This window comes from Streptomyces sp. NPDC002209 (assembly GCF_042890265.1).
Lineage (GTDB): Bacteria > Actinomycetota > Actinomycetes > Streptomycetales > Streptomycetaceae > Streptomyces.
In genome coordinates this window covers 1-18,681 of the sequence record NZ_JBIARX010000027.1, presented here as the reverse complement: position 1 = coordinate 18,681, position 18,681 = coordinate 1, and the positions used below count along the sequence as shown (strand labels likewise).

The 18,681-nt window shown below is 73.5% G+C and carries 17 protein-coding genes; 11 read left to right on the top strand and 6 right to left on the bottom strand.

Annotated elements, in window-relative coordinates:
- Positions 1-82 precede the first annotated feature (82 nt).
- From cmk to der, 3 genes are all read left to right on the top strand, one after another.
- Complete coding sequence (gene cmk, locus ACFYXK_RS31600) at positions 83-781, top strand: (d)CMP kinase (protein ID WP_389414268.1); 699 nt, start codon at positions 83-85, stop codon at positions 779-781.
- A gap of 56 nt (positions 782-837) precedes the next feature.
- A complete protein-coding gene (locus ACFYXK_RS31595; RefSeq protein WP_389414295.1) occupies positions 838-1,425 on the top strand; it encodes a lysophospholipid acyltransferase family protein in 588 nt (195 codons plus the stop codon).
- A 75-nt stretch (positions 1,426-1,500) separates the two neighbouring features.
- Positions 1,501-2,961 (top strand): ribosome biogenesis GTPase Der, encoded by a 1,461-nt coding sequence (gene der, locus ACFYXK_RS31590; protein ID WP_389414267.1) that lies wholly within the window; start codon positions 1,501-1,503, stop codon positions 2,959-2,961.
- Positions 2,962-2,980: 19 nt separating this feature from the next.
- On the opposite strand, the gene ACFYXK_RS31585 is transcribed toward der, so the two are convergent.
- Positions 2,981-3,457: a hypothetical protein gene (locus tag ACFYXK_RS31585; RefSeq protein ID WP_389414266.1), complete on the bottom strand. Its 477-nt coding sequence runs from the start codon at positions 3,455-3,457 to the stop codon at positions 2,981-2,983.
- Between the two features lie 199 nt (positions 3,458-3,656).
- Positions 3,657-4,454, bottom strand: coding sequence for a hypothetical protein (locus ACFYXK_RS31580; RefSeq protein ID WP_383519096.1), 798 nt, complete (start codon positions 4,452-4,454; stop codon positions 3,657-3,659).
- A 298-nt stretch (positions 4,455-4,752) separates the two neighbouring features.
- On the opposite strand from ACFYXK_RS31580, the gene ACFYXK_RS31575 reads away from it, so the two are divergent.
- A complete protein-coding gene (locus ACFYXK_RS31575) occupies positions 4,753-5,556 on the top strand; it encodes a transglycosylase family protein (RefSeq protein WP_389414265.1) in 804 nt (267 codons plus the stop codon).
- A gap of 69 nt (positions 5,557-5,625) precedes the next feature.
- Positions 5,626-6,591 carry a helix-turn-helix transcriptional regulator gene (locus ACFYXK_RS31570; protein WP_389414264.1) on the top strand — a complete coding sequence of 322 codons (966 nt, stop codon included), beginning with the start codon at positions 5,626-5,628 and terminating at the stop codon, positions 6,589-6,591.
- Between the two features lie 369 nt (positions 6,592-6,960).
- Here the strand turns inward: ACFYXK_RS31570 and ACFYXK_RS31565 are convergent, their stop codons facing one another.
- Together ACFYXK_RS31565 and ACFYXK_RS31560 are read right to left on the bottom strand one after the other, a co-directional pair.
- Positions 6,961-8,049, bottom strand: a complete 1,089-nt coding sequence (locus tag ACFYXK_RS31565) for a phosphatase PAP2 family protein (RefSeq protein ID WP_389414263.1) — start codon at positions 8,047-8,049, stop codon at positions 6,961-6,963.
- Positions 8,050-8,334: 285 nt separating this feature from the next.
- A complete protein-coding gene (locus ACFYXK_RS31560) occupies positions 8,335-9,450 on the bottom strand; it encodes a hypothetical protein (protein ID WP_389414262.1) in 1,116 nt (371 codons plus the stop codon).
- A 317-nt stretch (positions 9,451-9,767) separates the two neighbouring features.
- On the opposite strand from ACFYXK_RS31560, the gene ACFYXK_RS31555 reads away from it, so the two are divergent.
- Entirely contained in the window at positions 9,768-11,423 is a 1,656-nt protein-coding gene (locus ACFYXK_RS31555; protein ID WP_389414261.1) for an MFS transporter, read from the top strand.
- Between the two features lie 106 nt (positions 11,424-11,529).
- Positions 11,530-12,699 (top strand): acyl-CoA dehydrogenase family protein, encoded by a 1,170-nt coding sequence (locus ACFYXK_RS31550; protein WP_383519079.1) that lies wholly within the window; start codon positions 11,530-11,532, stop codon positions 12,697-12,699.
- A 9-nt stretch (positions 12,700-12,708) separates the two neighbouring features.
- On the opposite strand, the gene ACFYXK_RS31545 is transcribed toward ACFYXK_RS31550, so the two are convergent.
- Positions 12,709-13,158, bottom strand: a complete 450-nt coding sequence (locus ACFYXK_RS31545) for a cell division protein SepF (RefSeq protein WP_389414260.1) — start codon at positions 13,156-13,158, stop codon at positions 12,709-12,711.
- Positions 13,159-13,440: 282 nt separating this feature from the next.
- Here ACFYXK_RS31545 and ACFYXK_RS31540 point away from each other — a divergent pair, with 282 nt between their 5' ends.
- The 4 genes from ACFYXK_RS31540 to ACFYXK_RS31525 all read left to right on the top strand — a co-directional run bounded on the left by ACFYXK_RS31540 (position 13,441) and on the right by ACFYXK_RS31525 (position 17,594).
- The gene (locus ACFYXK_RS31540) at positions 13,441-14,784 is read left to right on the top strand and encodes a DUF5685 family protein (RefSeq protein ID WP_389414259.1); all 1,344 of its coding nucleotides are present in this window, start codon (positions 13,441-13,443) and stop codon (positions 14,782-14,784) included.
- A 78-nt stretch (positions 14,785-14,862) separates the two neighbouring features.
- Positions 14,863-15,693 (top strand): DUF1684 domain-containing protein, encoded by an 831-nt coding sequence (locus tag ACFYXK_RS31535; protein WP_389414258.1) that lies wholly within the window; start codon positions 14,863-14,865, stop codon positions 15,691-15,693.
- Between the two features lie 148 nt (positions 15,694-15,841).
- Positions 15,842-16,717 carry a S1 family peptidase gene (locus ACFYXK_RS31530; RefSeq protein WP_389414257.1) on the top strand — a complete coding sequence of 292 codons (876 nt, stop codon included), beginning with the start codon at positions 15,842-15,844 and terminating at the stop codon, positions 16,715-16,717.
- 100 nt (positions 16,718-16,817) lie between these two features.
- Positions 16,818-17,594, top strand: a complete 777-nt coding sequence (locus ACFYXK_RS31525; protein WP_389414256.1) for a hypothetical protein — start codon at positions 16,818-16,820, stop codon at positions 17,592-17,594.
- A 13-nt stretch (positions 17,595-17,607) separates the two neighbouring features.
- Here ACFYXK_RS31525 and ACFYXK_RS31520 read toward each other — a convergent pair whose 3' ends face one another.
- Entirely contained in the window at positions 17,608-18,468 is an 861-nt protein-coding gene (locus ACFYXK_RS31520) for an alpha/beta fold hydrolase (protein ID WP_389414255.1), read from the bottom strand.
- Positions 18,469-18,681: the final 213 nt, after the last annotated feature.

The following is an 18,681-nucleotide window of genomic DNA, read 5'->3' as shown; positions in this document are numbered from 1 at the left end:
CGGTGCCGGGGGCCGGTAACCTTGGTGAGGGGCGCTTTGGCGCGCCCGGACACGTACGCGCAACCAGGAAGGTGCCCGCACCGTGGAAACCGCAGCTCCGTCCGCCGTGATCGTCGCCATCGACGGTCCCTCCGGCACGGGCAAGTCCAGCACCTCCAAGGCCGTGGCCGCCAAGCTCGGGCTGCGCTACCTGGACACCGGTGCCCAGTACCGGGCCATCACCTGGTGGATGATCAGCAACGGGATCGACACCGACGACCCGCACGCCATCGCCGTGGCCGCCGGCAAGCCCGGCATCGTCTCCGGTACGGACCCGGCCGCGCCGACCATCACGGTCGACGGCCTGGACGCCTCCGGCCCGATCCGCACGCAGGAGGTCACCTCCAAGGTCAGCGCCGTCAGCGCCGTCCCCGAGGTGCGCACCCTGATCACCGAGCTCCAGCGCAGCATCGCCGCCTCGGCGGAGGGCGGGATCGTCGTCGAGGGGCGGGACATCGGCACCACCGTCCTGCCCGACGCCGACCTCAAGATCTTCCTGACCGCGTCCCCCGAGGCCCGCGCCGCGCGCCGCAGCGGTGAGCTGCGCGGCAAGGAGGCCACGGACCTCGCGGCCACCAAGGAAGCCCTGATCAAGCGCGACGCCGCCGACTCGGGCCGCAAGACCTCCCCGCTGGCCAAGGCGGGCGACGCCGTCGAGGTCGACACCACCGAGCTCACGCTCGACCAGGTGATCGAGTGCGTCGTGACGCTCGTGGAGGAGAAGCGGGCGGGGCGCAAGTGAGCGGAACGCCCTCCCTCAAGGGTGCGGCGCTCGGTCGGCGGATCGGCATCGGCCTCATGTACGGGCTGTGGAAGCCGCGCGTACTGGGCGCCTGGCGCGTGCCCGCCTCGGGCCCCGTCATCCTTGCCGTGAATCACGCGCACAACATCGACGGGCCCATGGTCATGGGCACCGCCCCGCGGCCGCTGCACTTCCTCATCAAGAAGGAGGCGTACATCGGCCCGCTCGGCCCGTTCCTGGACGGCATCGGCCAGGTCAAGGTCGACCGTGCGGGCACGGACCGGGGCGCGATCACCAAGGCGCTGGCGGTGCTCGAGAACGGCGGCGCCCTGGGGATCTTCCCCGAGGGCACCCGCGGCGAGGGCGACTTCGCCTCGCTGCGCGCCGGGCTCGCGTACTTCGCGGTCCGCAGCGGCGCGCCCGTCGTGCCCGTGGCCGTGCTGGGGAGCACCGAACGCCAAGGGCGGCTGGTCCGCGGACTGCCGCCGTTCAAGAGCCGGGTCGACGTCGTCTTCGGCTCCGCCTTCGACGCGGGCGACGGCACCGGCCGCCGCACCCGTACGGCCCTGGACGAGGCCACCGTACGCATCCAGAGCAGGCTGACCGCCCATCTGGCCGACGCCAAGCGCCTCACCGGGCGCTGAGCGAGACTTGACCTAGTAGTGGAACCGCGCTGCGCGGGCACCACCGACCACCACGAACGACGAGGAACGGACTTCATGAACGACCAGCACGACCACGGAGCGCTCGGCGATGCCGAGTACGCGGAGTTCATGGAGCTCGCCGCGGAGGAAGGCTTCGACGTAGAGGACGTCGAGGGCGCGATCGCGGAGGCCGGCCACGGGCCGCTGCCCGTGCTCGCCGTCGTCGGCCGTCCCAATGTCGGCAAGTCGACCCTGGTGAACCGCATCATCGGCCGCCGCGAGGCGGTCGTCGAGGACAAGCCCGGCGTCACCCGCGACCGCGTCACGTACGAGGCCGAGTGGGCCGGCCGCCGGTTCAAGGTCGTCGACACCGGCGGCTGGGAGCAGGACGTCCTCGGCATCGACGCCTCCGTCGCCGCCCAGGCCGAGTACGCCATCGACACCGCCGACGCGGTCGTCTTCGTCGTCGACGCCAAGGTCGGCGCCACCGACACCGACGAGGCCGTCGTCAAGCTGCTGCGCCGGGCCGGCAAGCCCGTCGTCCTGTGCGCGAACAAGGTCGACGGCCAGAGCGGCGAGTCCGACGCGGCCTCCCTGTGGTCCCTGGGCCTCGGCCAGCCGCACCCGGTCTCCTCGCTGCACGGCCGCGGTACGGGCGACATGCTCGACGCCGTCCTCGAGGCGCTGCCCGAAGCGCCCGAGCAGACCTTCGGCGGCGCGCCGGTGGGCGGGCCCCGGCGCATCGCGCTCATCGGGCGCCCGAACGTCGGCAAGTCCTCGCTGCTCAACAAGGTCGCGAAGGAGGAGCGGGTCGTCGTCAACGAGCTGGCCGGCACCACCCGCGACCCGGTCGACGAGCTGATCGAGCTCGGCGGCGTCACCTGGAAGTTCGTGGACACCGCGGGCATCCGCAAGAAGGTGCACCTCCAGCAGGGCGCCGACTACTACGCCTCGCTGCGCACGGCCGCCGCCGTCGAGAAGGCGGAGGTCGCGGTCATCCTGATCGACACCACCGAGACGATCAGCGTCCAGGACCAGCGCATCATCACCATGGCCGTCGACGCCGGTCGCGCGATCGTGATCGCGTACAACAAGTGGGACGAGCTCGACGAGGAGCGCCGCTACTACCTCGAGCGCGAGATCGAGACCGAGATGCAGCAGGTCGCCTGGGCGCCCCGCGTCAACGTCTCGGCGCTCACCGGCCGTCACATGGAGAAGCTGGTCCCCGCGATCGAGACGGCCCTCGCGGGCTGGGAGACGCGCATCCCGACCGGCCGGCTGAACGCCTTCCTCGGCGAGGTCGTCGCGGCCCACCCGCACCCGATCCGCGGCGGCAAGCAGCCCCGCATCCTGTTCGGCACCCAGGCGGGGAGCAAGCCGCCGCGGTTCGTCCTCTTCGCCTCCGGCTTCCTGGAGCACGGCTACCGGCGCTTCATCGAGCGCCGCCTGCGCGAGGAGTTCGGCTTCGAGGGGACGCCGATCCACATCTCCGTGCGGGTGCGCGAGAAGCGCGGCGCGCAGTACAAGAAGAAGTAGCAGCGGCGGTGGTCCGGGGTCAGTAGCCCCGGCGCGGAGCGGGCGGCAGGGCCGCCGGGATGTGCTGCATCCCGGGCTGGTGCTGCCGCCCGCCGGCGTATGCGGAGCCGGCGGCGGAGGAGCCGCCGTGATCGCTGCCGGCCGCGGAGGACCCGGCGTACGCGTACGAGGGCTGCGGCGCCGGGGCGTACGCGGCCGGCCACGGGTCCGTCTGCCATGCGGAACCATTCCAGCCGCTTCCGTACGAGCCGCCCCCGTACGCGCCGCCACCGCCCCCGCCGCCGCTGCCGTACGCGCTGCCGGCGCCGTACGCCGAGCCGCCGGTGCCCGCGTACCAGCCGCCGTACGAGAACGCCGTGAACCCGAGGTCCTCCTCGCCCGTGCGATCGCCCGGCAGGGCCCGGAAGGCACGCAGGTACTCCGTGTACAGCGTGTCGTAGATCGGGGTGTGCGAGAGGGCGGCCGGAGCGTTGTCCCGGTCCCTTGCGTGGCGCATCGGGGAGACGGTGCTCGCGTGGGCAGGGGCGCGGGAGGGGTCGTATGAATGCACGTATCAGCCAACGAACCCGGGGCCCTGCGGATGCGGGCCAGGGGGCAGAAAACGCAGATGGCCGGTGGGGGTCTCCCCACCGGCACACGGCTGCGCCGCCCCTGGTGGGAGGGGCGGCGCAGCCGTTCCGGGATCCGCGACGGCGTCAGGCGCCGGGGGTGCCTGCCAGCGGCATCGAGGCCGCCACGAGCTTGCCGCCGGCGGCGGCCTTGTCCAGCGCGTCGCGGAGCAGGTCCTCACGGGGCTGCTGGCCGATGGAGCCGACGGGGGCGGCGTAGATCAGGACGCGCTGGGTCTTGTTGACGGCGGCCCGCCAGCCGTCGGTGACCGACAGCGGCTGGTGCGCCTGCCACCAGGCGACCTGGCCGCCGCCCTCGCTGCCGGGCTGGAGCACGGCGTGCAGCAGGCCCGCGGCGAGCAGCACCGACCAGCCGGCGAGCGGGGAGGGCAGCTCGGCGGTGTCGGTGACCGGGATGAACCCCTGCTCGATGAGGAGCGGCAGGAAGTCGTCACCGGGGCCGGTGGTGCCGGGGCGGGCGATCGGCGCGGTCGGCTCGACCACGAGGGCGGGGTGCAGGTCGCCGCCGATCAGCACCAGGCCGCTGGTGATGCCGAGGACGGCCTGGCCGCCGGGCACGTTCTGCGGGGCCCCGCCGCCGGCGGAGCTGTCGCCCGTGATGCTGCGGACCGCGCCCTGCAGCTGCTCCTCGGAGACGGTGACCACCTGCGAGGGGATGCAGCCGGCGTGGGCGAACGCGAGGACGGCCGTCTCCTCGCCGACGAACAGCACCGTGCTGGTGCGGTCGGTCTCGGGGTCCCCGGGAGTGCGGCAGGAAGTGCAGTCGTAGCTGCGCGGTGCGTCGTCGCCGGTGAGCAGCCTCTCGGCTTCTTCGTCACCGATCTCGGCACGTACCTCATCACTGACGTCGAGCATGCGGGGCACGGGCTGGCTCCTCGGACTAGGCGAGCGGGGGCCGGGCGGTTCCCGGCTCGCCGGGCTCAACGGCCGAGCGGCTGCCGGGGTCACGCCGTTGGAGGGAACGGAATCGAACCTGGCCCCCGGAGGGGTGAACGGTCGGACCGGGGCTTTGTTTTCCTGCCAACTGTTGTCCGGGTGCGCGCAGTTGGTGGCCGGTCCTGGCCGTTTCGCGAGGGGTGGCGGATCGGCCGACCGGGTGGGGTGCGGGACGGGCCGCGTGGCGGGCCCGGGCGGGAGGCGCGGCGCTGCGTAGCGTGACGCGATGCCCGACCTCCGGATCCGGCGGGCCGTATCGGCCGCTGCTGCCGCCGCGCTGGCTCTCGTCCTCGTACTCCCGTCGAGGGCCGGCGCGGCCCCTCCGCCCCCCGCGCCCGGGCCCGCGGGGGCGGCCCACCCCGGCTCGCCCGGGATCATCGGGAACGGGCCGGGGGACTGCGGGCCGGGCGGGCAATGGCCCTGGGACTGCGTGGCCGACTGCGAGAGCAGCGGGCGCTGGGCGGTCAACACCGGCAACGGCTTCTACGGGGGCCTGCAGTTCTGGCAGCCGACGTGGGAGGAGTACGGGGGGCTGGTGTTCGCGGCGCGGGCCGATCTGGCGAGCCGGGAGCAGCAGATCCGGGTGGCGGAGGACGTGGTGGGCGCCCAGGGGTGGGACGCGTGGCCGGTGTGCTCGAAGCGGTACGGGCTGGCGGGGCGGATGCACGCGGTGCGGGCCGGGGACACGCTGGACGGGATCGCCCGGCGGTACCGGGTGAAGGGCGGGTGGAAGGCGCTGTACGAGGCGAACCGGGCGGTGATCGGGCCGGAGCCGCGGGCGCTGGTGGTCGGCATGCTGCTGGCGCTGCCGCCTTCGCCCCCGGCGGTCCCGGTCCCGAAGCCGGTCCCGACGGCTCCGACGGCTCCGGCGGCCCCGGCGGCCCCGGCCCCCGCGCCGGTCCCGGCCCCGAAGCCGTCGGCGGCTGCGAAGCCACCGGCCGCTGCACCGGCCGGACCCGCCGCCCCCACGCCGGCACCGGCCCCCGGCCCGACGCGTACGCCGGCCCCGGCGGCCGTACCCCGTCCCTGACGGGGTTTCGGCCCGGCGGCCCGCGGGGGCGATTCGGCAGGCGGCCGGGCTACCGGCAGACTGCTCGGCATGCTGGAGACCTCCGCACGACTGTTGCGCCTGCTGTCCCTGTTGCAGGCCCACCGCGAATGGACCGGCGCCGATCTCGCGGAGCGCCTCGGCGTGACCCCGAGGACGGTGCGGCGCGATGTGGACCGGCTCCGGGAGCTCGGCTACCCGGTGAACGCCAGCCCCGGCACCGGCGGCGGCTACCAGCTGGGCGCCGGGGCCGAGCTGCCGCCGCTGCTGCTCGACGACGACGAGGCCGTGGCCGTCGCGGTGGGCCTGCGGACGGCCGCGGGGAACGGCGTCGAGGGGATCGGGGAGGCCTCCGTACGGGCGCTCGCCAAGCTCGAGCAGGTGCTGCCGGGGAGGCTGCGGCGCCGGGTGTCGGCCCTCAACGAGTTCACCGTGCCGATGCTGCGCGGGCCGGGCCGGGCCACCGTCGACCCCTCCGTGCTGACCGAGCTCGCCGCCGCGTGCCGGGACAGCGAGCGGCTGCGCTTCGGGTACCGCGACCACGAGGGCGACGTCAGCCGCCGCGTGGTGGAGCCGCACCGGCTGGTGTGCACCGAGCGGCGCTGGTACCTGGTCGCCTGGGACGTGGACCGGGAGGACTGGCGGACCTTCCGCGCCGACCGGATCGAGCCCAGACCGCCGCACGGACCGCGTTTCACCCCGCGTCCCGCGCCCGCCGACGACCTCGCCGCGTACGTGTCGCACGGCGTTTCGCAGGCGGCGTACGCGGCCAGGGCGGTGCTGCGGCTGAAGATGCCGGCGGAGGCTGCGGCCGGGATCGTGGGGCCGAGCGACGGGGTCCTCGAGCCGGTCGACGCCGAGAGCTGCCTGCTGCGCACCGGGGCCGTGAACCTCGATGTACTCGTCATTCACGTGATGCTGCTCGGCTGTGAGTTCGAGGTGCTCGAGCCGCCGGAGCTGACCGACCGCATCAGAGCGGCCCGGGACCTTCTCGGGCGAGCCGTGGAGAAGATGTAAGGAAACCGAGGGGTGTTCGGGTGGCCGGGCAGGGTGGGCCACGGCAATCCCCGGGGAAATTCCGGAGCTCTCGGGCGGAATGCGAAACAGGACGTGCGGAGGGCATCTCGCGCGCCGGAAAAAGAATGGCCGGCACTCACTTCCACGGCTTCCCGGACGAAGCCGGCCCCGTCAAAGAACTGTCGACATTCCGTGACACAAGCGTGACCCGGTACGGACGAACGTCCGGGCGCGGAGCTGACGTTCCGGTCGTACGCACGGCGCGGACCGCCGAAACGGCCGAGGCGGGCCGGGTGATGACCCGGCCCGCCTCGGTGGTGCGGGGTGAGGTGGTGCGTACCGTCCCGCGAAGTCCCGTACGGGGGTGGCTCAGCCGCCGGTGGCCGGACGGGCCGCGGCGCGTCCGGCGGCGGGCCGCTCGGTGTGTGCCGGGCGGCGGCTGCCGGCCGGCGTGACCGGGGTCCGCTCGGACCGGATCAGGTGCGGCCGGCCGGAGACGTGCGCGGCGGGCCGGGGCGCGGGGGCGTGCGCCTGGCCGGCTGCCGCCGGAACGGCCGCGGGGGCGGACGCCGGTGCGGCCGCGGTGGCGGGCTCCTGGGGGCCGGCGGGCTCGGTGGCGAGCCGGAGCTGCCACTTGCCGCCCGCGGAGAGCATCGGGGTGAGCACGGCGGCGACCGGTACGGGCACGCTCCCGGTCTCCAGCCGACGGCGCAGCCGCTCCCGCAGTGCGAAGACGCGGGCCTCGGCCCCGGCGATCAGCGGCTCGAACCAGGGCAGCGCCAGCATGATCAGCAGACCTGCGGACCAGCCGAGCAGCACGTCGCTGACCCAGTGGGTGCCGAGGTACACGGTGGTGGCGCCGACGCTCAGCGAGACGACCGCGGACACCACGGACAGCACCCGCCGGGTGACCGTGGTCGAGGCCAGATAGGCCAGGATTCCCCAGGTCACGACGGCATTGGCGGTGTGGCCCGAAGGAAATATATCGCCGCCGGCGAAGAGCTCGGCGGAGCCGATCTGCGTGGCGTAGTGCGGCCCGAGCCGGCCGAGGCCGAGCTTGACGGCGCCGACGGTGATGTTGAGCAGGAGCAGCGCCACGCCGAGGGTGATCAGCGGGCGGAGGGTGTGCTGGCGCCAGGAGCGCCAGCCGAGCCATGCGGCGACCATGACCGCGGTGGGTCCGCGCTGGCCCAGGACCACGAGGTAGTCGAGGAAGGCGTGCAGCTGCGGCCACTGCTCGTAGGGCCGGAAGAACATGACCTGCCAGTCCAGGCGGACGAGCCAGGACGTGGTCAGGACGGCCACCACGATCGCGAGGTAGAACGCGAGGGTCGATCCGAGGAGCACGACGCGGTGCCGGCTCATCTGCGGTGTCTGCAGATGAGCCGGTCGCTCTGGTTCCCGGTCCAGCCGGGCGAACACCCGCTCCAGACGGGTCAGGATTTGGTCGGTACGCACTCAATCGACGTTACCGCGCGCCGATGGGCGGCCCGGTCGAATCACGGGCTTTGTGATGACCATGTGATGTGGAGTTGGTCTCACGCGCGGCTTAATTCCTCGGATTTAGGCATTAGTTGGAGCCGCGTCGATCCATTGCCCTGGCCATTGTTTCGCACACTTCCCCGGGGTTTATCACTGCCGCTCAATTACTTTGCTCAAAGATGGATCGGAATGATCCATTCCGTGATGCGGGCCCTCCGTGAGCACCGCGCGGGCCGCTACGGGTCCCGAACGGCCCGGCCCCTACGGGGGGCCCGAGCCGTTCAGCCAGAAGGCCCCGTAGACCGCCGAGGCCAGCGCCGCCGCGCCGAGCACCGCGGCCGCCCGCCCGGTCCGCAGGCGGGCCAGTGCCACCGCCGCCGGCAGCAGCAGCGGGAACGCGGGCAGCAGCAGCCGCGGCTTGGATCCGAAGTACCCCGACGCGCACAGCGCCAGCGCGACGACGATCCCGCAGTAGACGAGCAGCGGGGCCGGCTGGCGCTCGCGCACGCACAGGGCGTACAGCCACAGCACCAGCAGGACGCCCGCGATCAGCCCGACCCCGGCCGGGAACGCGGACGAGGCCAGCTTCGCCCCGATGAACCGGGCGAAGGCCCAGCCGCCGTCGAAGCCGTTGCCCCAGCCGCCCTGCACGTCCAGGTAGCCGAGCAGCCCGCCGCCGGTGCGCGCCCCGACCCACAGCACGTACGCGGCCGCGCCGAGCGGGGCCAGCAGCATCCCGGCCGCCATCCGCCAGGACCGCTCCCCGCGCCGATGGGCCAGTACGGCCGCCACCCACACCGCCGCCACCACCGCGGCGCCGACCGGGCGGGTCAGCCCCGCGCCGGCCGCGAGCAGGCCGGCGGTCAGCCACCGGCCGCGCAGGGCCCCGTACAGCGCCCAGGCGGCCAGCGCCGTGAACAGCGACTCGCTGTACGCCATCGACTGCACGATCCCGACGGGCAGCGCGGCCCAGACCCCGGCGGCGAACACCCCGGCCCGGCGGCCGTGGAGCAGGTCCGCGACCGCGAAGATCCCCCAGGCCGCCGCGAGCCCGGCCACCACCGAGACCACCAGGCCCGCGGAGCCGTACGACAGCCCGGTCGGCGCCGCGACCAGCCGCTCCAGCCAGGGCAGCAGCGGGAAGAAGGCCAGGTTCGAGTGCACGTCCCCGTTCGGGAGCACCACCTCGTACCCGTATCCCCCGGCGGCGATACGGGCGTACCAGAGCGAGTCCCAGCGCGCCGACAGCAGCGTGTGCGGACTGCTGCCGACGGCCGCGCCCCAGGCCGCGAGCACGGCCAGCCCGAGGAGCCGGACCGCCGCGAAGACGGCCAGGGCGGGCGCGGCCCGGCGAAATCCAAGATCTTCCACGGGCATGATTATCGGTGGCGCCGGTGCATGCCGTCGGCGCAGAACCACAGGTCGTGACCGCGCGTGTACGCGGTGGGGACACCTCCCGGCGGTGGATCGGGGGAGGAGGGGGAGGAGGGGGTGATGCGAGTGGCGCACACCACACCGCGGGCTCCTCCGCTATGAGAGCTTGACCACGTGTCGGACAGGCGAACTCGCGTACGCTGACCCTTCACTCGCGTGTCGATGCCGGACCCCGTAGGACGCCGCACAGTGCCCACCACCACCGTGGCTCCGCAAAACGCTGGTCCGCCGAGTGCGAGCGATCATCTGGAGGTACATGCATGTCGGGGACGAACGCTGCCGCCTTCCGGCTGCGGCTGCACGCCGCCTCCGGCGGGACCAACCGCTGGCTCGTCCTCGCGGTCCTCTGCGTCAGCCTGGTCCTCGTCGCGCTCGACGCGACGATCCTGCACGTCGCCGTCCCTTCCGTCACCGAGGACCTGCGCCCCGGCGCGGTCGAGCTCCTGTGGATCGTCGACGCCTACCCGCTGGTCTGCGCCGCCCTGCTGATCCTCTTCGGCACCCTCGGCGACCGGGTCGGCCGCCGCCGGATACTCCTGATCGGCTACGGGCTCTTCGGCGCGGCCTCCGCCCTCGCGGCCCTCGCCGACAACGCCCAGGTCCTGATCGCCGCCCGCGCCCTGCTCGGCGTCGGCGGCGCGATGATCATGCCCGCCACCCTGTCGATCCTGCGGCAGGTCTTCCCCGACCGGCGCGAGCGGGCCCTCGCCATCGGCATCTGGACCGCCGTCGCCGCCATCGGCGCGGCCAGCGGGCCGGTGCTCGGCGGCTTCCTGGTCCAGCACTTCTGGTGGGGCTCGGTCTTCCTGATCAACATCCCGCTGATGGCCCTGATCCTGCCGCTCGGCCGCTGGCTGCTGCCCGAGTCCAAGGGGTCCTGCGACGGGCCCTGGGACGTGCTCGGCGCGCTGACGGCCGCCGGCGGTGTGCTCGGCGTGGTCCTCGGGGTCAAGCGGATCGGCGCGGAGCGCCGGCTCCTCGACGCCGAGGCGCTGGTGCCGCTGCTGCTGGGTGCGGTGCTGCTGATCCTGTTCGTACGGCGGCAGAAGCGGCGTACCCACCCGCTCATCGACATGCGGATGTTCTCGCGCGCCGCCTTCTCGACGTCCGTCGGGTGCATCGTGCTCGCCATGCTGGCGCTGGTCGGGCTGGAGCTGATCGCGGTCCAGTACCTCCAGCTGGTGCTGCACCTCAGCCCGCTGGAGACGGGGCTGCGGCTGCTGCCGCTCACCTTCGCCGCGATGGCCGCCGGCGCCACCGGGTCGTACACGCTGGCCCGGATCGGGCCGCGCCTGATGGTGTCGCTCGGGTTCGTGCTGACGGCGTTCGCCGTGCTGCTGCTGACGTTCATGGGGCAGCACGACCGGCCCGTGCTCCTCACGGTCGGGTTCGTCCTGCTCGGCTTCGGGCTGCAGACCACGCTGTTCGCGGCCTACGAGTCGATGCTGAGCGAGGCGCCCGCGGCCACGGCCGGCGGGGCGGCCTCCATAGGCGAGACCTCGTACCAGCTGGGCGCGGGGATGGGCATCGCGCTGCTCGGCAGTGTCATGAACGCGGCCTACGCGCCGGGGTTGCTGCACGTGCCGGGGGTGTCGGCCTCGGACGCGGCGGGGGCGGCGAATTCCCTGGGCGAGGCGTACCAGATCGCGGGGTCCCTCGGGGGCGCTGCGGGTGAGTCGCTGTTCGCGGCGGCGCGGCACTCGTTCGTGCACGGGTTGCACGTCACGCTCGTCGTCAGTGCGGGGCTGCTGCTGGCCGGTGCCGTGATGGCGCTGAAGCTGCCGCGGGCCATGGAGTGCGCCGACTCCGCCGAGTGCGACGCCGAGCCCGTACGGCTCCCCGCCCAGGCGGGCCCCGAAGCCCCGCGCGTCCCGGCCCCGGCGACGGACCGGGACCCGGCCGTACGCCCCGCCTGACGGAGCCCGCGCGGTGCGGGGGCCGGGTGGGGGTGGACCGCGGGCGGCCGCACGGACAAACTTGCACCGCTAGGTTTCGAACCGCAGGTCCGCACCAGGAGGCGCCGTGCCCTTCGTACCCACCGATCCGCTCGGGCTCGACGAGCTCCTCGCGCCCGAGGACCTCGCCATCCGCGACACCGTCCGCGGCTGGGCCGCCGACCGCGTGCTGCCGCACATCGCCGGCTGGTACGAGAGCGGCGAGCTGCCCGGGATCCGGGAGCTGGCGAAAGAGCTCGGGGCGCTCGGGGCGCTCGGGATGTCGCTCGAGGGGTACGGCTGCGCCGGGGCCTCCGCCGTGCAGTACGGGCTCGCCTGCCTCGAGCTGGAGGCCGCCGACTCCGGGATCCGGTCCCTCGTCTCCGTGCAGGGGTCGCTCGCCATGTACGCGATCTGGAAGTACGGCTCCGAGGAGCAGAAGCAGCGCTGGCTCCCCGGCATGGCCGCCGGCGAGCTGATCGGCTGCTTCGGGCTGACCGAGCCCGACGTCGGCTCCGACCCGGCCGCGATGCGCACGTACGCCAAGCGCGACGGCACGGACTGGGTGCTCAACGGGCGCAAGATGTGGATCACCAACGGCAGCGTCGCGGCGGTGGCCGTCGTGTGGGCGCAGACCGACGAGGGGATCCGCGGGTTCGCCGTTCCCACCGACTCGGCCGGGTTCTCCGCGCCCGAGATCAAGCACAAGTGGTCGCTCCGGGCGTCCGTGACGAGTGAGCTCGTGATGGACGACGTGCGGCTGCCCGCCGACGCGGTGCTTCCGGGGGTCACCGGGCTCAAGGGGCCGCTGGGCTGCCTCAGCCACGCGCGGTACGGGATCGTCTGGGGGGCCATGGGAGCGGCGCGCGCCAGCTTCGAGGCCGCGCTCGACTACGCGCGGACGCGGGAGCAGTTCGGCAAGCCCATCGGCGGTTTCCAGCTGACCCAGGCGAAGCTCGCCGACATGGCGCTGGAACTCCACAAGGGCATCCTGCTCGCCCACCACCTGGGGCGGCGGATGGACGCGGGCACCCTGCGGCCGGAGCAGATCAGTTTCGGAAAGCTCAACAACGTCCGCGAGGCCATCGAGATCTGCCGCACCGCGCGGACCATCCTCGGCGCCAACGGGATCTCGCTCGAATACCCCGTCATGCGGCACGCCACGAACCTCGAGTCGGTGCTCACCTACGAGGGCACCGTCGAGATGCACCAGTTGGTGCTGGGCAAGGCGCTCACCGGGCTCGACGCCTTCCGGTGAGGGCCCTGCTCAGCTCTGGTTGAAGAAGTCGCGCGAGCGGCCGGCGGGCTCGCCGCTCACGATCTGGGTGTCGGCCGGGGTCAGCAGGAAGACCCTGGTCGCCACCCGCTCGATCGAACCGCGCAGGCCGAAGGTCAGGCCGGCCGCGAAGTCGACCACGCGCTTGGCGTCGGCCGGGTCCATGGACGACAGGTTCACGATCACCGGGACGCCCTCGCGGAACAGTTCGCCGATGCCGCGCGCGTCACGGAAGCCGTCCGGGGTGACCGTCGCGATGCGCCGGCCCTGATCGACGGCCGACTCCGACGCTACCCTGACCCGGGGGTCGGTGACCCACTGGTCGCCGGGGCCCGAGACGGAACCCTGCGCGGCCTCCGCGTAGTCGTCGTCGTAGTAACGCTCGTCGTCGCTGTCCTCCACGAGACCCAACCAGGCACTCGCCTTGCGTACCGAACCCATGGACGCCTCCTTTCACCGCAGTCGGTTGTCTTCTCTCCGCTGCCCCTATGGTCGTCCATGATGCTGACAACGCGCCAAGTGGATAGCCGCCGCGCAGGGGTTTCGTGACGGTACTGGTGCAGAACATCCGTTGCACCGTCAAGGATCCTGATGGCTACCGCTGCTGTCTGAGTGAAAATACGACTGCTGCCTCCGTGTGGGTGACCGACAGGGACGTACGAGTGAACGATCCGGCTCGATACGATGCGCATCACGCACGCGTATGACACACGGGGGACCGGTTTGTTCGGCATCGTCAGACCCTGCACGCACCGGCTGGGGGAGCGGTTCAAGACGGAGTGGATGGCCCATCTCTGCGGACTGTGCCTGGCACTTCGCGGGGACCACGGGCAGTTCGCCCGCATCGTGACCAACTACGACGGGCTGCTCGTCTCCGTTCTGACGGAGGCTCAGTCGGGACCGGCGCCCGGCTCGCGGCGCACCGCCGGCCCCTGCCCGCTGCGCGGGATGCGCACCGCCGCGGTGGCCAAGGGCGAAGGTGCGCGGCTCGCGGCCGCCGTTTCGCTCGTGCTCGCCTCGGCGAAGGTACGGGACCACGTGGCGGACCGGGACGGCCTGTTGGCCCGCGCGCCCATCGCCGCCGCCGCGCGCCGGGTGGCCCGCGGCTGGGACCGGGCCGGCGCCCGCACCGGGGCCTCGCTCGGCTTCGACACGGCGGTCCTCGTCGACGCCGTGGACCGGCAGGCGGGCATCGAGACGCTGGCCGGCCCCGGCACGCCGGTGCTCGTGGTGACCGAGCCCACGGAGACCGCGACGGCCGCCGCGTTCGCCCATACCGCGCAGCTGGCCGGACGGCCAGGCAACGCGCCCGCGCTCGCCGAGGCCGGCCGCTACTTCGGGCGCCTCGCGCACCTGCTGGACGCCGTCGAGGACCAGGCCGCGGACGCCGCGGCGGGCGCCTGGAACCCGCTGACGGCCACCGGGACCCCGCTCACCGAGGCCCGGCGGCTGGCCGACGACGCCCTGCACGGCATCAGGCTGGCGCTGCGCGAGGTCGAGTTCGCGGACGCCGGGCTGGCCCACCGGCTGCTCGTGCACGAGCTGAAGACCTCGGTGGACCGGGCCTTCGGGGTCACGGGCTGCGCGCACACGGGCGGACACGCGGCCATGAACGCCGCGGGGCAGGGCGGGTACGGGGCGCCGCCGCAGGGCTACGGCCCGGACCAGGGCGCCCCGTACGGCAGCGGTCCGTACGCCGGCGCCCCGTACGGCGGCCAGGGCGGCCAAGGCGGCCAGGGCGGGAATCCGTACGGGGGGAATCCGTACGGCGGCGGCGCGGGCGGCCCCGGCGGGCCCTGGATGCCCGGACCGCCCATGGGACCCGGCGGCGGCCTGCCTCCGCAGAAGCCGCGCCGCGGGCTGCTCGCCGGCTGCGCGGTGGCCCTCGGGCTGTTCTGCACCTGCCAGCTGTGCTGCACCGACCACGAGGGCCCGTGGTCCCGCAAGAAGCGGGACGCGTGGTGCGACGCCTGCGACGGCTGCGACGGCTGCCCCGACTGCAGCGGATGCTGTGACTGCTGCAACTGCGACGGGTGCTGCTGCGACGGCTGCGGCTGCGACTGCTGAGCTCCCGTCAGACTCGCACGGGGCCGGACGGCGTACAGGGAGATTCCCGTCCGGGCCCGCGTGGAAGGGTTGAGCGGCATGAGCGATGACGCAGATGACGCAGACGATCCGAAGACAGCCTGGCGGAAATGGCACGAGCATCGGGTGGCTTCCGTGTCCGCCCCCTACGGCCCCCTGTCCCTCATCGGCACCCACTGGCTCTCCGACCACCCGGAAGGTCGAATTCCGGCCGTTCCGGGGCGCTGGCGCGCCACCGAGGGCGGGGTGGCGCTGAGCGCCTGCGCCGAGGACGGTCTCGCCCTCGACGGCGAGCCCTTCACCGGCGTCGCCGTTCTGGCCGCCGACCAGGCCCCGCCCGCGCAGTCCCGGATCGCCGCTGCCGGGGACGTCCGGATCACGGTGATCCGGCGCGAGGGGGAGTGGGCGGTACGGGTCTTCGACCCCGCCTCCGCGGCGCGCCGGGCCTTCGCCGGCATCGAGGCCACCGCGTACGACCCGGACTTCGTGCTGCCGGGGCGCTTCCGGCCGTACGGCGAGGACCGGATCGTCCAGGTGGCGAACGCCGACGGGCGGACGCGCGGGTTCGGCCTCGGCGGCGAGCTGAGCTTCGCGTACCGGGGCGCCGCACACACCCTCCAGGTCGCCGTCGACGAGGACGACGGCAGCCTCTGGGCCGTGATCGGCGATGCCACCGGGGGGAGCGGCAGCTACCGCTTCCGCTTCCTCAGGCCGGGAGTTCCGGACCCGGCGGACGGCTCGATCACCGTCGACTTCAACCGGACCGTGCTGCCGCCCTGCGCCTTCGCGGACCATTTCATCTGCCCGTTCCCGCCATCCGGGAACACCCTGCCCTTCGAGGTCGCGGCGGGCGAGCGGAGGCTGAAAGATGCCCTTGCCGCCCGAATCTGACGCCGAGACACTCCCGACAGCGCCTTCCGGGGGCTTGTCAGGGGCACGACGAAATCCTGTGCGCCCGCCGTACCCCCGGCTGCGCCTCACGGGCTCCGGCGCCCCCCACTGTCCGCCGGGCCCCCGATCCCTCCCGGGAGGACGAGAAGTGAGGATCAAAAGCATCACCCGTACCCGGCTGCTCGCCGTGGCCGCAGGCCTGGCAGCCGTCGCCGGGCTGGCCGCCCCCACCGCGGCGAGCGCGGACAGCGGCTTCAGCGCAGCGCGGCTCGCTGCGGCCGGCGCCTCCGTCCAGCGTGCCGACGTCGCCGGCACCGCCTGGTACACCGACCCCGCCAGCGGGACCCTCGTGGTCACCGCCGACTCCACCGTCACCGCCGCGGACCTCGCCAGGATCCGTACCGAGGCCGGAGCCGACGCCGCAGCCCTGCGCATCGAGCGCACCCCCGGCAAGCTGCGCAAGCTGACCTCCGGCGGCGACGCCATCTACACCTCCGGCTGGCGCTGCTCGCTCGGCTTCAACGTGCGCAGCGGGAACACGTACTACGTGCTGACCGCCGGGCACTGCACCGACGGCGCCGGCACCTGGTGGACCAACTCCTCGCACACCACCACGATCGGCGCGACCGTGGGCTCGAGCTTCCCGAACAACGACTACGGCCTCGTCCGCTACGACAACACCGCCCTGGCCCACTCGGGCACCGTCGGCAGCCAGGACATCACCAGCGCCGCCAACGCCACCGTCGGGATGTCCGTGACCCGGCGCGGCTCCACCACCGGCACCCACAGCGGCTCGGTGACCGGCCTCAACGCCACCGTCAACTACGGCGGCGGCGACATCGTCTACGGCATGATCCGCACCAACGTCTGCGCCGAGCCCGGCGACAGCGGCGGCCCGCTCTACTCCGGCACCCGCGCGATCGGCCTCACCTCGGGCGGCAGCGGAGACTGCTCCTCGGGCGGAACCACCTTCTTCCAGCCCGTCGTCGAGGCCCTCAACGCCTATGGCGTGAGCGTCTACTGACGGAGCGGGCGGGTGCCGCCCGCCCGGACCGGGCACAATCATGAGCCCCCGCCCGAACTCCCGGGCGGGGGCCCGTGTCCGAGGGAGTGAGGCGGCGCTCATGAGCAGTGCACCATCCGGCCGGGGCGGCGGCCCCGTTTCCGATGCGCAGCGGCGCATCCGGCGCAACCCCTGGCTGTTCACCGCGCCCCTGGTGCTGCTGTGCCTGCTCGTCGCCGTCCTCGCCTGGGAGGTCATCTGCGGCAACCTGTCCGAGGCGACCCGCGCCCACTGGCCCTGGCGGCTCCGGCTGATGCCCGAGGAACCCCTGGCCAGCCTGCTGGCCGTGGCGGCCGGCGCCGTGCTCGCCCGCGCCCAGTACGCCCGTACGGTCCGGCCGGTGCTGGGGTGGCGCTCCGAGTACGTGGCGGGGGAGCTGCCGGGCGAGTCGAAGGCCTGGGTCACGGGCATCCTCAACGGCGGCCAGCACAACGCGGGGCTGCACCGCGCCGACTACTTCCCGGTGATGGACGGCGATCCGCACGAGGGGCCGGTTCCCGAGGAGGCCTGGATGAGCGCGGGCGAGGTCGGCGAACGGCTCGGCGCGGTGGGGCTGCGACCCGCGGCGGACTTCCGCCTCATCGCGTTGGGGGCCGGATTCCCGCTGGTGGCCACCGGTACGTACGAGACGATACGGGTGGGGGTGTTCTCGAAGCGGTTCATCGACGAGGTGCGGGCGTTCCACCTGCGCATCCAGGTCGTGGACAGCGTCGGGGACACGCACGAGCGGATCATCGACTGCCTCAAGGGAGCCCGGGAGGCGGTGGCGGCGCCCGTGGAGCGGTCCCGGGTGACTCCGCCCGTGCCCGTACCCCGGACGGGGACGCCCGCCGAATGACCCCGGCGTGACCTCAGCGCAGCCAGTCCAGCGCCTCCGAGAGGGCGTACTGGGCCGCGAGATGGCCGGCTCCGGGCGCGAGCACCGCCGTGCTGTGCCGGATGTGCCGAGCCAGCCAGTGGAAATGGCCCACCGGTGAGAACACGTCCTCGGCGCCGTGCCACAGCATCACCCGGCCGGTGATCCCGCCCGGCTCGAACCCCCAGGGCCGGCAGAACGCGAGGGAGTCGTCCAGCCAGCCGTACGCGGAAGTCCGCAGCGCCTCGCGGAAGTTGTCCAGGACGGAGCGGCGAACCCGGTCGTCGGCCAGGACCGCGAGGTCGACGTCGGGGAGGTCCGCGCGAAGGTCCTCGATCAGCCGGCCGGGATCGCGGCGGATCACCTCCGCCCGGGGGGTGAGGCGCAGCTCCAGAGCCGCCGGGTCGCGGTCCGCGAGGGTGTAGTGCTCCACGTTGTACGGGGTCATGCCGGCGTACCAGTCGAGTCCGGTGCCGTCGCGGGGCGCGAGACCGACCAGGCAGGCCGCCGCCGTCACCCGGTCGGGGAGCAGGGCGGCGCAGGCGAGTGCGTGCGGACCGCCCCCGGAGCGGCCGACGACCGCGAAGCGGTCGATGCCCAGGGCGTCCGCGACGGCTGCGGAGTCGGCGGCCGCATCGGCCACGCGCCGCCCCGGCGCCCGGTCGGACTCCCCGTAGCCGGGCCGGTCGTAGGCGAGGAAGCGGACGTGCGGATGGCGCTCGGCGGCGTCGTCGAGCGCGACGCCGAGGCGGCTGCCCGGCATGCCGTGGTGGAGCAGGACCGGCGAGCCGTCGGGAGCCCCCCACTCCTGCGCGATCAGCTTCCGCCCGTCGCCCCGGCTCACCTCGATGCGCATCCCGGCCCCCTCCCGCTCCGACACCCCGCTCGTGCGATGGAAGCACGGCCCGATGGCACGGGAGCGGGAAACGGGGAATGCGGGGCGGGCGAAAGGGCCGCAAAGACCGCGCCCTAGATGTATTGACCACGAGCGTTGTTAACGGTGCTGGGTCTTGATCATGGCGAAGACCTCCGGTGTGGTGGAGGTGTCTAGGCTCCACACCACGCACGG